Here is a 15,426-nt window from a genome sequence, read left to right as displayed (position 1 = left end):
CGCCGGATGCTCGATCTCCAGAGTCCCACGGGGACGCCTCCCCCGGGGCCGTGGCGGTCCGATTTGCGAAACTTCTTACAGATACTAGGGGAGATCGATATCTCACGCTGCGGTAACGACTCCGAGATCGCGCTTGCACGAGGGGGAAAGGCCAGCTACCTTGGCGTCCAAGAGATCGTTCTCTTGCTCCCGGTCTCCTCCAGCGAGACCCCCCGCGAATCCCCGACGAAGAGGAACAATCGTGAAAAGAAGACTGACGGCCGTGGCCGCAGCAGCCGCCGCCGTGGCCCTCGCCCTCACCGGATGCTCGTCCGGAAGCGGTGGCGGCGCGTCCGACGACCCGAACGCCGAGGCGACCTTCTGGTCCTTCACCGGCATCAACGCCAAGGACAGCGTCGACGAGTACCTCGCCAAGATGCCCGACGCGAAGATCAAGCTCTCCGAGGTCGGCAGCACCACCGAGACCGCCACCGCCCTCACCGCGGCGCTGGCCGGCGGCAAGGTGCCCGACCTGGTCATGATCCAGAACGACGACCTGCCCCAGTTCGTCGCCAACAGCTCGAACTTCCTCGACCTGCGCACCCTCGGCGGCGACGACGTCGCCTCCGCCTACCTCCCGTGGGCCGCCTCCGCGGCGACCGCCGACGACGGCTCCGTCGTGGGCGTGCCCACCGACGTCGGCGGACTCGGCTTCGCCTACCGCGCCGACCTCTTCGAGGCCGCCGGTCTGCCGACCGACCCGGCCGAGGTCGCCGAGATGTGGAAGGACTGGCCGTCCTTCATCGCCATGGGCGAGAAGTACACCGAGGCGACCGGCAAGCCGTTCGTCGACAACATCGAGACCAGCGTCTTCTTCTCGACCGTCAACCAGGTCTCCGAGAAGTACTACTCGCCCGACGGCGAGCTCGTCTACGACACCAACCCGCAGGTGAAGGACGCGTTCCAGGTCGCCGTGGACGCCAAGGACGCCGGCATCAGCGCCGGCATCGCCGCCTGGTCCTCGGGCTGGGCTCCCGGCCGCGCCAACGGAGCCTTCGCCGTGACCATCGCGCCGTCGTGGATCCTCGCCGGAATCAAGACCGACGCCCCCGACACCGCGGGCAACTGGCGCGTCACGAGCGTCCCCGGCGTCGGCGGCAACTGGGGTGGCAGCGTCATCGCCATCCCGGCCCGCGCCGAGCACCCCGAGGCCGCCTGGCAGTACATCAAGACGATGATGTCCGCCGAGGGCCAGACCGACCACTTCGCGGCCTCGGGCACCCTGCCCGCCGCCACCGAGGCGGTCGCGAGCGACGAGGTCCGCAACTACACCGACCCGTTCTTCGGCGACTCGAAGATCGGCGAGGTCATGGCCACCTCGGTCGAGCAGTTCCCCTCCTTCTACAACGGTCCCGACACGACGCCGATCAACGGCGCCCTGCTGAACACCCTCGTCGAGCTGGAGGCGGGCAACGTCACCTCCGACAAGGCGTGGACGACGGCCCTCGACACGGCCAAGCAGGCCATCGGCGGCTGATCGCCCCACCCACCCGAGCGGCCCGGCGCCTCGCGCGCCGGGCCGCCCCTTCGACGGAGGTAACCCACGTGTCAACGGCGACAGCCATACGTCCCCCCAGGCAGCGCAAGCAGCCCAGTGTTCCGGTCCAGAAGGCCGCGAAGATCCGCAACTCCCTCTCGGAGCGGATCGCCCCCTACGCGTACGTCGCGCCCTTCTTCCTCATCTTCATCGTGTTCGGGCTCTTCCCGCTGCTCTTCACGTTCTACGTCTCGCTCTTCGACTGGAACCCGATCGGCGAGCAGACCTTCGTCGGACTCGCGAACTTCCAGCAGCTCTTCGCGGACAGCCGGTTCTGGAACGCCCTGGTCAACACCTTCGGCATCTTCATCATCTCGACGGTGCCGCAGCTGCTCTTCGCGCTCTTCCTGGCGCACCTGCTCAACCACGCGCGACTGCGCTGGGCGAACTTCTGGCGCATGGCGCTGCTGGTGCCCTACATCACCTCCGTCGCGGCGACCGCGATCGTCTTCGCGCAGATCTTCGACAAGAACTTCGGCCTGATCAACTGGTTCCTCGGCGTCTTCGGACTGCCCTCGATCAACTTCCTGGCCACCAACTACGGCTCCTGGATCGTCATCTCGACGATGGTCTTCTGGCGCTGGTTCGGCTACAACACGCTCCTGTACCTGGCGGGGCTCCAGTCGCTGCCGCGCGAGATGTTCGAGGCCGCCTCGGTCGACGGCGCCTCCAGCTGGCAGCAGTTCCGCCACCTCACCATCCCGGCGCTGCGCCCGATCATCGTCTTCACCGTGATCATGTCGACCATCGGCGGTCTGCAGATCTTCACGGAGGCGCTCCTGGTGGCTCCCGAATCGGGCCTCACCTGCGGCGCCGGCCGGCAGTGCCAGACGCTCGCGCTGTTCCTCTACGAGCAGGGCTTCGGCCAGTTCAAGTTCGGCTACGGCTCCGCCATCGGCGTCGTGCTGTTCGTGATCGTCGTGGTCGTCTCGCTGATCAACTTCTACCTGTCCACCCGCACCCGGAAGGCGGCCGTCTGATGTCCGATGTGATCGATCAGGCCCTCCCGCAGGCCCGCGCCGTGGCCACGGGCGACACCCCGAAGGTGCTCCCGCGGCGCCGCGGCAAGGGCGGCGGAGTCGGTTGGCCGACGTACGTCTTCCTCGTCGTCGCCGTGCTCGTCTCGGTGTTCCCCCTCTACTACATGTTCGTCATCGCGTCGGTCGGAGCGACCGCCGTCACGTCGATCCCGCCGCGCCTGTACCCGGGCACGAACTTCTTCGCCATCGCGGAGAAGGTGTTCGACACCGTGCCGTTCATCGCGTCGCTGTTCAACTCGCTGATCGTGTCGCTGAGCGTCGCGGTCCTCTCCGCGATCCTCTGCGCGATGGCCGGCTTCGCCTTTGCGAAGCTGCAGTTCCCGGGCCGCAACGTGCTGTTCCTGATCGTGCTGCTGACCATGACGGTGCCGGCGCAGCTGAGCATCATCCCGCAGTACCTGATCGTCTCGGCCCTCGACTGGGTCGACACCCTCCAGGCGATCATCGTCCCGGGCCTTGCCAGCGCCTTCGGCATCTTCTGGATGCGCCAGCACATGTCCACCACGGTCAGCGACGAGCTGATCCAGGCGGCCCGCATCGACGGCGCCAACTCCTGGCAGCTGTTCTGGCGCATCGCCTTCCCGGTGGTCCGCCCGGCGGCGTTCGTGCTCGGGCTGATCACGTTCACCGCGGTCTGGAACGACTTCATGTGGCCGTTCATCGTGCTGAAGTCGCCGGAGCTGTTCACGGTGCAGATCGCGCTGAAGCAGCTGCAGGCCAACCGCTCGATCGACGTCGCGCTGGCGATGGGCGGGTCGTTCATGGCCACGCTGCCGCTGCTGATCGCGTTCTTCTTCGTCGGCCGCCGCATGGTGTCCGGGATCATGGACGGAGCGTTCAAGGGCTGATGCACGACGCCTCCACCACTCTCGTCCCCTCCGACCGCACCGACGAGACCGGGGATCGGAGCGGTGGTCGCGACTGGCGGGACCGCTCCCTCTCCGCGAGCGAGCGGGCCCGCCTCCTCACCGCCGAGCTCACGCTCGAGGAGAAGGCGGCCCAGCTCGGCTCCGTCTGGCTCACCGACTCCGCCGACGACTTCGCCCCGAAGCTCGAGGGCGGCCCCGAGACCGCGGCCGACCCGTTCGACGGCGGCCTCGGCCAGCTCACCCGCGTCTTCGGCACCGAGCCCGTCTCGGTGCCGGAGGGCGTGCGCCGGCTCCGCGAGCTGCAGGAGCGGGTCGTCGGCTCGCAGCGCCTGGGCATCCCGGCGATCGCGCACGAGGAGTGCCTGACCGGGCTCGCCGCGTACGGCGCGACCGCGTTCCCCACGCCGCTCGCCTGGGCGGCCACCTTCGACGAGGACCTCGTCGGCGAGATGGCGGAGGCGATCGGCTCCGACATGCGCGCCCTCGGCATCCATCAGGGCCTCGCGCCCGTGGTCGACGTCGTGAAGGACTACCGCTGGGGCCGCGTCGAGGAGACCCTCGGCGAGGACCCGTACCTGGTCTCGCAGCTCGGCACCGCGTACGTCGCCGGGCTCGAGTCGGCGGGGATCATCGCGACGCTCAAGCACTTCGCCGGCTACGCGGCCTCCCGCGGTGCCCGCAACCATGCTCCGGTGAGCATGGGGCCGCGCGAGATCGCGGACACCGTGCTGCCGCCGTTCGAGGCCGCGCTGCGGCACGGCGGCGCGCGCAGCGTGATGACCTCGTACACCGACATCGACGGCGTGCCCAGCAGCGCGAGTCGGCACCTGCTCACCACGATCCTGCGGGAGAAGTGGGGCTTCGAGGGGACGGTCGTGGCCGACTACTGGGCCGTGCCGTTCCTCCAGGCGATGCACCACGTCGCGGTCGACACCGCCGACGCGGGGCGGCTGGCGATCCGGGCCGGCGTGGACGTCGAGCTGCCGCAGACCGCGGCATACGGCGAGCTGCCGCGGCTCATCCGCGAGGGCGTCGTCGACGAGCGCGACCTCGACCGCTCGGTCGAGCGGCACCTCCGGCACAAGTTCGAGGCCGGGCTGCTCGACGGCGGGCCGCTCGTCCCCGAGGGCGCCGAGTCGGTGGACCTCGACAGCGCGCGCAACCGGGCGATCTCGCTCCGGATCGCGGAGGAGTCGGTCGTGCTGCTGCGCGACGACGACGTCCGCGGACTGCTCGCCTCGGGCACGGTCGCGGTGCTGGGCCCGGCGGCGGACCAGTTCCGCAGCCTGGTCGGCTGCTACGCCTTCCCGAACCACGTGCTCTCGAAGCACCCGGGGCACGACCTCGGGATCGAGATCCCGACCGTGCTGACCGCTCTGCGCGCCGAGCTCGGCGAGGAGCGGGTGCGCTTCGCGGCCGGCGGGTCGATCACCTCCGCGGACACCTCCTCGATCGCCGAGGCCGTCGCGACGGCGCGCTCCAGCGACGCGGCCGTGGTCGTCGTCGGCGACGTGGCCGGGCTGTTCGGCGACGGCACCTCGGGCGAGGGCTGCGACGCCGCCGACCTGCGGCTGCCGGGCGCTCAGGACGAGCTGGTCGCGGCGGTCCTCGCGACCGGCGTGCCGACCGTGGTCGTCGTGCTCTCGGGCCGGCCCTACGCGCTCGGCGCCTACGGAGCGGCGCGCGGGGTCGTGCAGGCGTTCTTCCCCGGAGCGGACGGGGCGGCCGCGGTCGCCGGCGTGCTCTCGGGGCGGGTCTCGCCGACCGGGCGCCTGCCCGTGCAGATCCCGCGGCTCCCGTCGGCATCGACGACGTACTTGCAACCGTCGCTCGGGCTCTCGAACCCCGGCATCACCGCGCTCGACAACACGCCGCTGCACCCGTTCGGCTTCGGGCTCACGCGGGGCGCGATCACGTACGAGGCGCTGTCGGCGCCCGCCGTGCTGGCGGTGGACGGGGCGCTCGACGCCGCGGTCACCCTCCGCAACAGCGGCGAGGACACCGTCGAGGTCGTGCAGCTGTACGCCGCCTACCCGACCTCGCCCGTCGTGCGGCCGGCCGCGCAGCTGCTCGGCTACGCGCGCGTGCCGATCGCCGCGGGGGAGTCGCTCACCGTGCACTTCCACGTCGAGGCGGCGCGGCTCGCGGCGACCGGCGAGGACGGCGCGCTCAGCGTGGACCCGGGCCCGCTGCGCCTGATCGCCGGCCCGTCGGCCGCCGACGCCGCGCAGACCGCCGACGTCGCACTGACCGGCGAGCGCCGCGTGCTCGCCGAGCGCGCCCTCCGCACCCCCTGGTCGGTGACCCGCGGCTGACCCGCCGCTCAGGAGACGCCGGATCTCGATACGCGCCCTGCGGGCGCTACTCGATCAGCATGGGGCGGCTCCGCAAGGGGCCTGCGCCCGCCGCCCCGCGCGCCTACCGTGAACAGCAGCACCCCCGGTGCGAGGACGCGCGCGGGGCCGGACTTCTCGAGGAGAGACATGCCTGCACTGACCGACACCTTCACCCTGTCCAACGGGGTCGAGATCCCGAAGATCGGCTTCGGCACCTGGCAGATCGAGGACGGCGCCGACGCCTACGACGCGGTGACCACGGCGCTCGAGGCCGGCTACCGCCACATCGACACCGCCCGCGGCTACGGCAACGAGGCGAGCGTCGGCCGGGCCCTCCGCGACAGCGGGATCCCCCGCGACGAGGTCTTCATCACCACGAAGCTGCCCGCCGAGGTCAAGGACCACGCCGGCGCGAAGGACAGCTTCGAGACGACGATGGCGGCGCTCGAGCTCGAGCATGTCGACCTGTACCTGATCCACGCGCCGTGGCCGTGGTCGGACATGGGCTCGGACCACCGCGACGGCAACATCGCGGCCTGGAAAGCGATGGAGGAGATCTACGACTCCGGCCGCGCCCGCGCGATCGGCGTCTCCAACTTCTCCGTCGACGACCTGGAGTCGCTGATCGCGGCGACCGACGTGAAGCCGCACGCCAACCAGATCCGCTGGTTCGTCGGCAACACCCAGGACGAGACGACCGACTACTGCCGCACCAACGGCATCCTCGTCGAGGGCTACTCGCCGCTGGCGACCGGCGGCCTGCTGGAGAACTCCGACCTCGCCGACATCGCGAAGGCGAACGGCGTCTCCGTCGCGCAGCTCTGCATCCGCTACCTCCTCGAGAAGGACGTCCTGCCCCTGCCGAAGTCGACCACCCCCGCGCGCATCCGCGAGAACGCCCAGGTCGACTTCGCCCTCTCCGCCGACGACGTCGCCCGCCTCGACGCCCTCACCGACACGGAGTCCTGACCCGCCTCCAGAACTCAGAAGTTGCGGTAGTCGCGCCCGACTACCGCAACTTCTGCGCACTCGCGGCAGCGCGCTGGTCGAGTAGCCGCGGAGCGGCGTATCGAGACCCCGCGTGCTTGCGACGGTGGATCTCGATACGCGCCCTGCGGGCGCTACTCGATCAGCAGGGAGGGCGCGCCGCCGCCGCCCCCCAGAACTCGGAAGTTGCGGTAGTCGAGGGCGACTACCGCAACTTCTGAGGAGTGGGCGGGGGCGGGGCGGGCGCGGCGCGTCAGGCGAAGCGGAGCAGGTGCGCGCCGTGGGGCTCGAGGGTCAGGGCGACCGCGCCGTCGACGACCGGGAGGGGCTCGCCCGTCCAGGCGTCGACGGGGGTGCCGGTGCAGCCGAGGTCGGCGAGGTGCGCGGAGTACTCGCGCGGGGCGTCGCCGAGCCAGAAGACGCCGCGCCACTGGACGTCGCCCTGCCAGGCGCTCCAGACGACGAGGTCGCCGTCGCGGACGATCTCGCGGCTGCCCTCGCTGGACAGCAGGGCCAGCACGTCGTCGTTCGTCAGCAGCGCCAGCGTCTCGGGCGGGGTGTCCGGCAGGTGCCCGCCCATCATCAGCGGCGACCGCAGCAGGCACCACAGCGTCACCAGCGTCCGCTGCTCGGCGGGGGTGAACCGCGAGAGGCGGTCCTCGCCCACGTGCGCCCGCACGCCGATCCGGCCCAGCGGCAGCATGTCGGCGTCGGCCCACGCGCCCGGCCGCTGGTGCGGCGCCCAGCGCGCGGCGCGCTGGAACTGCTCCTGCAGGTGCCCCCAGTCGTCCCAGAAGTCGTCCGAGATCCGCCACATCTGCGCGGTGTCCCGGAGCAGCTCCAGGTTCTCCAGCGAGAGCTGCTTGCCCGGCGAGAGGCTCAGCACCATCGGCCGGCCGGTCGCGTCGATCGCGCGGGAGAGCGCGGCGATCTCGCCGGTCTGGATCGGCGGGTAGAGCACGTCGTCGAGCTTGACGAAGTCGACGCCCCACGAGGCCAGCTGCGCCATCACCGAGTCGTAGTACTGCTGCGCGCCCGGCACGGTCATGTCGACGCCGAAGTTGTCCGGGTTCCACGGGCAGACGTTCCCGCGGTCGGTGATGTCGGCGCAGGTCGCGTCGGAGCCGAGCACCGGCAGCCCGAGCTCGGCGGCCCGGCGGGGCACGCCGCGCATCAGGTGCACGCCGAAGCGCAGCCCGAGGGCGTGCACGCGCGCGGCGAGCGCGGTGAAGCCTCCGGTCGCCGCGGAGGGGAAGCGCCCCACCGCGGGCTGCGGCCGGCCCCAGTCGTCCAGGACCGGCTCCGACACCTCCTGGTAGTCGCTCGTGCCGGGGTCCGGCTCGTACCACTGGATGTCGACGACGACCGTGTCCCAGCCGTGCGGCAGCAGGTGCTCGGCGAGGTACTCGGCGTTCGCCAGCACCTCGTCCTCGGTGACGGAGGAGCCGAAGCAGTCCCAGCTGTTCCAGCCCATCGGCGGGCGGCGGGCTGCCTCGGTGCGTGCGCCGGCAGTGCTCATGGCGGTCACGCGTCCGACCCTGCCACGAGGGCCCCGGCCAGCTCCAGCGACACCGTCGCGAAGGAGTGCGGCGGCAGCGTCACCCGCAGCCCCGTCGCCGTGGTCTCCAGCCCCTCGAGCGGGACCGGGCTGACCGCGTCGGCGTCGCCCGGCCGGTTGTGCGCCTGGGGCGAGTCGGCGGTGAGGAGCCGCCCCGTCGCTCCGGTCACGGAACCGCCGCGGAAGGACAGCTCGATCTCCAGCGGCTCGTCGAGGTCGACGTTGGTCATCGAGACCAGCACGCGCCCGTCCTTCACCGAGGCGGAGGCGGAGGCCAGCGCGATCTCGCGCCCGTCGACCGCGTGGGTCGGCCCGGCGACCGTGGTCGGCAGCACCGTCGCGTCCTGGTGCCCCTTGTTCATCTCGAACACGTGGTATGTCGGCGTCCGCACCATCTCGCCGCCGTCGGGGTCGGTCAGCAGCATCGCCTGCAGCACGTTGACGGTCTGCGCGATGTTCGCCATCGAGAGCCGGTCGGCGAAGGCGTGGAAGACGTCGAAGTGGATCCCGGCGACCATCGCGTCGCGGATGGTGTTCTGCTGGAAGAGGAAGCCCGGGTGCGTGCCCGGCTCGACGTCCCACCAGGTGCCCCACTCGTCGAGCACCATCCCGTACTTCTTCTCGGGGTCGTGCACGTCCATCACGGCGGCGTGCGAGCGCAGCAGCTCCTCGATGCCCTGCGCGGCGACGATCGTGCTCCAGTAGGTGTCCGCGTCGAAGTCGGTGGCGCTGCCCTTCGCGTGCCAGCTGCCGCCGATCGTGTAGTAGTGCACCGAGACCGACTCCCACGGCACGGAGGAGAAGGGGTGCCCCTCGATCTCGGGGATCACCTCCATCAGCGTCTGCGTCCAGTGCGTGTCCGCACCGTCGGCGCCGGCCGCGATGCGGTGCAGCGGCACGTCGTTGCCGCTCTGCACGAAGGTGCCGAACTGGCGGGCGAGGTCGGCGTAGGCGCCGGCGCGCATGTTGCCGCCGCAGCCCCAGGTCTCGTTGCCGAGGCCCCAGTAGCGGACGGTCCACGGCTCCTCGCGGCCGTGCGAGCGGCGGAGGTCGGCCATCGGCGACTTGCCGGAGCCGGTGAGGTACTCGACCCAGTCGGCCATCTCCTGCACGGTGCCGGAGCCGATGTTGCCGGAGATGTAGGCGTCGGCGCCGAGCAGCTCGCAGAGCGCCATGAACTCGTGGGTGCCGAAGGAGTTGTCCTCGGCGACCCCGCCCCACTGGGTGTTGATCAGGCCGGGGCGCTCCTCGCGCGGGCCGATGCCGTTGGTCCAGTGGTAGCGGTCGGCGAAGCAGCCGCCCGGCCAGCGGAGGTTGGGGATGTCGAGGGCGCGCAGGGCCTCGACGACGTCCAGGCGGATCCCACCGGCGTTCGGGACGGGCGAGTCCTCGCCGACCCAGAAGCCGTCGTAGATGCAGCGGCCGAGGTGCTCGGCGAAGTGGCCGTAGACGTGCTTGCTGATGGTGGCGCCGGGCCGGTCGAGGTCGACGGTGACGGTGGTGTTCACGGGGTGCTCCAGGGTGGTGGCGGGCGAGTCGGCAGTGGTCGGGGCGGCGGCGCTCACGCGTCGACGCGGACGAGCCGCAGGACGATCGCGCGGTCGGCGTGGAAGGTCGGCAGGTCCAGGCCCGCCTCGCCCAGCAGGCTCCCCGAGTAGGCGGGGGCCGGGGCGTCGGAGTCGAGCGGCACGGTCGCCTCCAGCCACTGCGGGCTCTGCCAGGGCGGGCCGAGCGAGCCGGGGCGCGCGGCCTCGACGCGGTAGCGGGCGAGCGGGTCCAGGCCCGGGAGGCGGACGCGGCGGCGCGAGTCCGCCGTCAGTGACGGCGTGACCAAGGTGTAGAGCGCCTCGGAGCCGTCGGTCGCGACGACGCCGCGCAGCGAGGGCGCGTCGGGATCGGAGTCTCCGCTCCCGACGACCCGTCCGGACGCGATGAGCCCGCGGTGCTCGCGGTACGCCGCGATCCAGCCGGCCAGCACCGGCTCCTCCTCGGCGTCCAGCTCGCGGAGGTCCCACTCGAGGCCGAAGTGGCCGAGGAAGGCGATCGCGCAGCGGGTGTGCAGGTCGCTGGTGCGGCCGGTGACGGAGTTGACCGGCGAGGCGACGTGCGAGCCGAGCATCTCCGGCGGCACGAGCAGCCCGGTCCAGCGCAGCATCCGCGAGCGGTCCAGCGGGTCCTGGTTGTCGGAGGTGTGCACGCGGTCGGTGCGCTCGAGGATCCCGAGGTCGACGCGGCCGCCGCCGGAGGCGCAGCTCTCGATCTCGAGCTCGGGGTGCCGCTCGCGCAGCTCGTCGATCAGCCGGTAGAGCGCGAGCGTCTGCTCGTGCACGGCGGCGGTGCCGGTGGCGGGGTGGCCGGCGTCGATCAGATCGCGGTTGTGATCCCACTTCAGGTACGCGACGCCGAGGTCGGCGACCAGCCCGTCGAGCACGCCGAGGATGTGCGCGAACGCGTCCGGATTCGTCAGGTCGAGCACCTGCTGGAACCGGAAGCGCGGCGGCAGCTCCTCACGGGCGCGCAGGATCCAGTCGGGGTGCGCGCGGGCGAGGTCGGAGTCCTCGTTGATCATCTCGGGCTCGACCCAGAGGCCGAACTCCATGCCCCGGCCGCGGACGTGCTCGGCGAGGGGGAGGAGGCCGTCCGGCCAGGAGACGGGGTCGGGCGTCCAGTCGCCGAGGCCCGCGCGGTCGTCGCTGCGGCCGAGGAACCAGCCGTCGTCGAGCACGTAGCGCTCGACCCCGAGGGCGGCGGCGCGGTCGGCCAGCTCGGCGAGGGTCGCGAAGTCCTGCTCGAAGTAGACCGCCTCCCAGACGTTGAGGGTGACCGGGCGCGGGCGGAGCGAGGAGCGCGAGACACCGCGGAGGTAGGCGTGGAAGCGGGCGGCGGCGGCGTCGAGGCCGTGGCCGAAGCTGCCGGAGATCCAGGGGGAGGAGTAGCTCTCGCCGCTCGCGAGGCGGACCTCGCCGGGCAGGAGCAGCTCGCCGCCGCGGAAGGCGAGCCAGCCGTCGCCGCGCTCCACGGCGTGCTCGTGGTTGCCGCCGATGCCGACGTGGCAGAGCCAGACCTTGCCGTCGGCCGCGTCGAAGCCGGGGGTGCCGATCGCGACGACGGTCGTCGCGTCCAGGCCTGTGCGGCCGCGCCGGGAGGAGCGCGAGTGGCTGCCGGTGACGACGGGGTGGCGCTGCGGGATCTTCTCGGTGCCCCAGCGGCCGGAGAAGTCCAGGATCTCGCGGGCCTCGTTCGGGATCCGCAGGGCGGGGTCGGCGCCGATCACCTCGAGGTGCCCGGTGCCGTCGTTGCGGACGGAGACGCGCGTCCGGAGCAGTCCCGCGGGCGAGAGAACGATCTCCAGCACGACCCCGATTCCGGCCTGCGCGTCGTGCGCCTCGACGGTGACGGCGGCGCTCCCGGGCTGCACGACGGCGCCCTCCGCGAGGGCCTCGCCGGCCACCGAGACGGCGTCCACGGTGAGCCGCGGCGACCAGCCGGCGCCCTCGCGGTGCACCCGGAGGCCGGGCAGGCCGGCCCAGCCGAAGGAGTGCTCGGGGAGGATCCCGGGCTCGTAGGGCACGTCGGAACCGCCGTCCATCCCCGTCCTCTCGGGGGTTCTTGCGAAACCGGCGAGGTCGTCGTCGCTCGCGTCGATCCGCGGACCCCAGTGCAGCAGGACGGGCAGGTCACCTCCCGACTGAGTGAGGAGGGCGGACACGTCATCGGCGACGAGATGGATCACTCTCGGGGATTGCATGATGACATTCCTACCGTCGATCCTGGTCTGAGTACAGTGAGAGATCGATCTCGACCACCGGCGATCCCGTCGCCGTCCCGCTCACTGCAGATCCACCCCGCTTCGATCCACCCACCCCGATCACTCACCGCCGAGGAGCATCCATGCCGCTGACCCACCCGGCCCCGCACGAGTCCCGCCTGGAGCGCGGGGTGCTCGACGCCCGGCGGCGGCTCAACCGCGACTACCTGCTCTCGCTGACCGACGAGGGGCTGCTGCAGAACTTCCGCATCGAGGCCGGGATCGGCGATCAGGGCTGGCACCTGCACCCGTCCCAGGAGTCGCGCGAGGCCCGCGGTCTCGACCGGCACTGGGGCTGGGAGACGCCCGGCTCGCAGCTGCGCGGCCACTTCCTCGGCCACTGGCTCTCCGCCGCGGCCCGCGAGGTCGCGGTCACCGGCGACCCGCTGCTCCGCGTCCGGATCGACTCCGTGCTCGACGGCCTCGAGCGCTGCCAGGAGGAGAACGGCGGCGGCTGGATCTGGGCGATCCCGCGCGGCTACCTCGACCGCCTGGCGACCGGCCGCCCGATCTGGGCGCCGCAGTACGCGATGCACAAGCTGCTGATGGGCCTGGTCGACCTGCACCTCGACCTCGGCGACGAGCGGGCGCTGCGGATGGCGCGGGCGGCGACGACCCCGCTGCTGGAGTGGGTCCGCGGCTTCGACGACGCCGCGTTCCAGGAGATCCTCGAGGTCGAGACCGGCGGCATGCTCGAGGTCTGGGCCGACCTGCTCGCGATCACCGGCGACCCCGTCTACACGGAGCTGCTCGAGCGCTACGACCGCCGCTCGCTCTTCGAGGGCCTGCTCGCGGGCCGCGACGTACTCACCAACATGCACGCCAACACCACGATCCCCGAGGTGCTCGGCGCCGCCCGCGCCTACGAGGTCACGGGCGACGAGCGCTGGCGGCGGATCGTCGAGGCCTACTGGGAGCAGGCGGTCGTGCTCCGCGGCACCTTCTGCACCGGCGGTCAGACCTCGGGCGAGATCTGGACGCCGCCGTTCGAGTTCGCCGCCCGCCGCGGTGAGAAGACGCAGGAGCACTGCACGGTCTACAACATGATCCGGCTGGCCGACGTGCTGCTCCGCTGGACGGGCGACCTCGCCTACGCCGATTACATCGAGCGGAACCTCTGGAACGGCCTGCTCGCCCAGCAGAACCCGAGGACCGGGATGGTCGCCTACTTCCTCCCGCTGGAGGGCGGCGCCCGCAAGGACTGGGGCAGCCCGACCGAGGACTTCTGGTGCTGCCACGGCACGCTGGTGCAGGCGCACACTCGCCACTCCGGTCTCGTCTTCTACCGCGGCGGCGACGCCGAGCTGACGATCGCGCAGCACGTCGACGCGAGCGTCCGCGTGCCGACCGCCGCGGGCGAGGCGGCCGTGCGGGTCGAGGTGCTCGACAACGCCGGCTACGTGGGGCCGGACGCGAACGCGGGGGCCGCGGGCGATGCGCACCGGCCCTCCGCCTCGCGGATCCGCATCGAGGTGGAATCGGCGGAGGGAGTCGCACTGCAGGTGCGGATCCGGGTGCCGGAGTGGACCGTCGGCGAGCCGGGCGTCGCGGGCGACTCCGCGCACGTCGAGCGCCTCGACGGCGCGCTCCTGCTGACGCACCCCGGCGGCCGCACCGGCGTCGACCTCGCCTTCGGCACCGAGATCCGCGCCGTGCCGATCCCGGACGAGCCCGGCACCGTCGCGTTCGTCGAGGGGCCGGTCGTGCTGGCCGGCCTCGTCGACCGCGAGGTGAGCCTCCGCGGCCGCCTCGAGGACGCCCCCGCGCTGCTCGCCCCCGACAACGAGCGGCAGTGGACCCAGTGGCTCCGCGGCTACCGCACCCTCGGCCAGCCTGCCGCGATCCGCTTCCGGCCTCTGCACGAGGTCATCGACGAACCCTTCTCGCTCTACTTCCCGGTCTCGGCCGGGAGCTGATGGACAGGACCCCCTCCGTGACCTGCGCTCCGCGCTCATGACCGCCTCCGCCACCACCGCCTCCGCCACCCGGGCGATGCCCCGCGGCCGGCTGCTGCTGCCGATCTTCGCGATGCTGGTCGGCTTCGGGCCGCTCACCATCGACCTGGTGCTGCCCTTCCTGCCGACGCTCCAGGACGACCTCGGCGTCTCGGTCGCGACCGCCCAGCTGGTCGTCACCGGCGCGACCTTCGGCTTCGCCGCCGGTCAGTTGATCTCGGGTCCGCTCAGCGACGCGGTCGGCCGCAAGTGGCCGCTCGGCGTCTCGGCCGCGCTGCACATCGCGGCGAGCCTCGTCGCGGCGATGACCTCGGACACCGCGGTGCTGCTCTCGGCCCGCTTCGTCCAGGGCGCCGCCTGCACCGCGGCCGGCGTGGTCGTCACCGCGATCGTCCGCGACCTCTACAGCGGCAAGCGGCTCGTGACGATGCTCGCGAACCTCGCCGTGATCGTCTCGGTCTTCCCGATCCTGGTCCCCTCCGTCGGCGCGCAGCTGACCAAGGTGATCGACTGGCGCGGCTCCTTCCTCGCGGTCGCCGCCTGGGGGGCGCTCGCCACCGTGATCGCGCTGCTGGTGCTGCCCGAGACGCTGCCCCGCGAGCGGCGGCACCAGGGCGGACTCGGCCCGTCGCTGCGGAACTCGTTCGGGATGCTGAGGCGGCCGCGGGTGCTGGCGCTCGCCGCCGCGTCCGCCGCGGGCTGGTCGGTCGGCTTCGCCTACCTGGCGACCGCGCCGTTCCTCTACACCAACGTCTACGCGGTCGGGCCGGACCTCTACGGCCTGCTGTTCCTGGTCACCTCGCTCGTGACGATCGCGGTCGGGCAGACGACCGGCCGAGTGATCGTGCCGCGGTTCGGGCCGCGCTTCGCGATGTTCGCGTCCGCGATCGTCACGGGCCTCGGCGCCGTCGTGGTCGCGGTGCTCGCCCTCACCGGGACGCAGCCGCTGCTCGTCGTCGTCGGCGCGCTCACCTTCGCGCTCGCGGGCCGCTCGCTCGGCTTCGCGCCGGTGCAGTACCTCTCGCTCCAGGGCCCGTCGAGCGAGGCGGGCAGCGTCACCGCGATCCTCGGCACGGTCAGCTTCACCGCGGCCGGCCTGGTGATGCCGGTGATGGGCGCGTGGGCCGAGATCTCGCTGATCCCGTTCGCGATCCTCCTGCTCGTCGCGGCGCTCGTGGAGGGCGGAGTCGCGCTGCTGTTCCGGCCGGGCTCGCGGCGCTTCGATCCGGGCGCGCGGCGGCTCGAGGACGAGCCGGGGCCGGCGGAGTCGACCAGCCCCGCGGACGAGAAGCACTGA

Annotated in this window: 10 protein-coding genes; 7 read left to right on the top strand and 3 right to left on the bottom strand. The window is 72.0% G+C overall.

The genetic code is table 11. The features are described 5' to 3' along the window. Positions 1 to 262 precede the first annotated feature (262 nt). The 5 genes from MT350_RS13390 to MT350_RS13370 all read left to right on the top strand — a co-directional run bounded on the left by MT350_RS13390 (position 263) and on the right by MT350_RS13370 (position 6,790). Complete coding sequence (locus MT350_RS13390; RefSeq protein WP_123446869.1) at positions 263 to 1,516, top strand: ABC transporter substrate-binding protein; 1,254 nt, start codon at positions 263 to 265, stop codon at positions 1,514 to 1,516. Between the two features lie 68 nt (positions 1,517 to 1,584). Continuing rightward, complete coding sequence (locus MT350_RS13385; protein ID WP_243616101.1) at positions 1,585 to 2,556, top strand: carbohydrate ABC transporter permease; 972 nt, start codon at positions 1,585 to 1,587, stop codon at positions 2,554 to 2,556. Further along, positions 2,556 to 3,464 (top strand): carbohydrate ABC transporter permease, encoded by a 909-nt coding sequence (locus MT350_RS13380; RefSeq protein WP_243616100.1) that lies wholly within the window; start codon positions 2,556 to 2,558, stop codon positions 3,462 to 3,464. The genes MT350_RS13385 and MT350_RS13380 overlap by 1 nt, the downstream gene beginning before the upstream one ends. Continuing rightward, positions 3,464 to 5,800, top strand: coding sequence for a glycoside hydrolase family 3 N-terminal domain-containing protein (locus MT350_RS13375; protein ID WP_243616099.1), 2,337 nt, complete (start codon positions 3,464 to 3,466; stop codon positions 5,798 to 5,800). The genes MT350_RS13380 and MT350_RS13375 overlap by 1 nt, the downstream gene beginning before the upstream one ends. Positions 5,801 to 5,968: 168 nt before the next feature. Beyond that, positions 5,969 to 6,790, top strand: a complete 822-nt coding sequence (locus tag MT350_RS13370; RefSeq protein WP_243616098.1) for an aldo/keto reductase — start codon at positions 5,969 to 5,971, stop codon at positions 6,788 to 6,790. 271 nt (positions 6,791 to 7,061) lie between these two features. Here the strand turns inward: MT350_RS13370 and MT350_RS13365 are convergent, their stop codons facing one another. The 3 genes from MT350_RS13365 to MT350_RS13355 are packed head-to-tail and all read right to left on the bottom strand — an operon-like array spanning position 7,062 to position 12,114. After that, a complete protein-coding gene (locus tag MT350_RS13365) occupies positions 7,062 to 8,327 on the bottom strand; it encodes an alpha-galactosidase (protein WP_243616217.1) in 1,266 nt (421 codons plus the stop codon). A gap of 5 nt (positions 8,328 to 8,332) precedes the next feature. Further along, on the bottom strand, positions 8,333 to 9,931 hold the full coding sequence (locus MT350_RS13360; protein WP_374206644.1) for an alpha-N-arabinofuranosidase: 1,599 nt from the start codon (positions 9,929 to 9,931) through the stop codon (positions 8,333 to 8,335). Next, entirely contained in the window at positions 9,928 to 12,114 is a 2,187-nt protein-coding gene (locus tag MT350_RS13355) for an alpha-galactosidase (protein WP_243616097.1), read from the bottom strand. The genes MT350_RS13360 and MT350_RS13355 overlap by 4 nt, the downstream gene beginning before the upstream one ends. Before the next feature lie 143 nt (positions 12,115 to 12,257). Here MT350_RS13355 and MT350_RS13350 point away from each other — a divergent pair, with 143 nt between their 5' ends. Together MT350_RS13350 and MT350_RS13345 are read left to right on the top strand one after the other, a co-directional pair. After that, positions 12,258 to 14,090, top strand: a complete 1,833-nt coding sequence (locus tag MT350_RS13350; RefSeq protein ID WP_243616096.1) for a beta-L-arabinofuranosidase domain-containing protein — start codon at positions 12,258 to 12,260, stop codon at positions 14,088 to 14,090. A gap of 37 nt (positions 14,091 to 14,127) precedes the next feature. Beyond that, positions 14,128 to 15,426, top strand: a complete 1,299-nt coding sequence (locus MT350_RS13345; RefSeq protein ID WP_123446863.1) for a multidrug effflux MFS transporter — start codon at positions 14,128 to 14,130, stop codon at positions 15,424 to 15,426.

Source organism: Rathayibacter sp. VKM Ac-2928, from assembly GCF_022815545.1.
Taxonomy (GTDB): domain Bacteria; phylum Actinomycetota; class Actinomycetes; order Actinomycetales; family Microbacteriaceae; genus Rathayibacter; species Rathayibacter festucae.
Note: the sequence above shows the minus strand (reverse complement) of the source record. Positions and strands in the feature narration are given on the sequence as shown.

Coding starts and splice junctions, on each gene's coding strand:
- MT350_RS13355 (WP_243616097.1), bottom strand. CDS start 12,114: ATGCAATCCCCGAGAGTGATCCATCTCGTCGCCGATGACGTGTCCGCC.
- MT350_RS13345 (WP_123446863.1), top strand. CDS start 14,128: ATGACCGCCTCCGCCACCACCGCCTCCGCCACCCGGGCGATGCCCCGC.
- MT350_RS13380 (WP_243616100.1), top strand. CDS start 2,556: ATGTCCGATGTGATCGATCAGGCCCTCCCGCAGGCCCGCGCCGTGGCC.
- MT350_RS13375 (WP_243616099.1), top strand. CDS start 3,464: ATGCACGACGCCTCCACCACTCTCGTCCCCTCCGACCGCACCGACGAG.
- MT350_RS13350 (WP_243616096.1), top strand. CDS start 12,258: ATGCCGCTGACCCACCCGGCCCCGCACGAGTCCCGCCTGGAGCGCGGG.
- MT350_RS13370 (WP_243616098.1), top strand. CDS start 5,969: ATGCCTGCACTGACCGACACCTTCACCCTGTCCAACGGGGTCGAGATC.
- MT350_RS13365 (WP_243616217.1), bottom strand. CDS start 8,327: ATGAGCACTGCCGGCGCACGCACCGAGGCAGCCCGCCGCCCGCCGATG.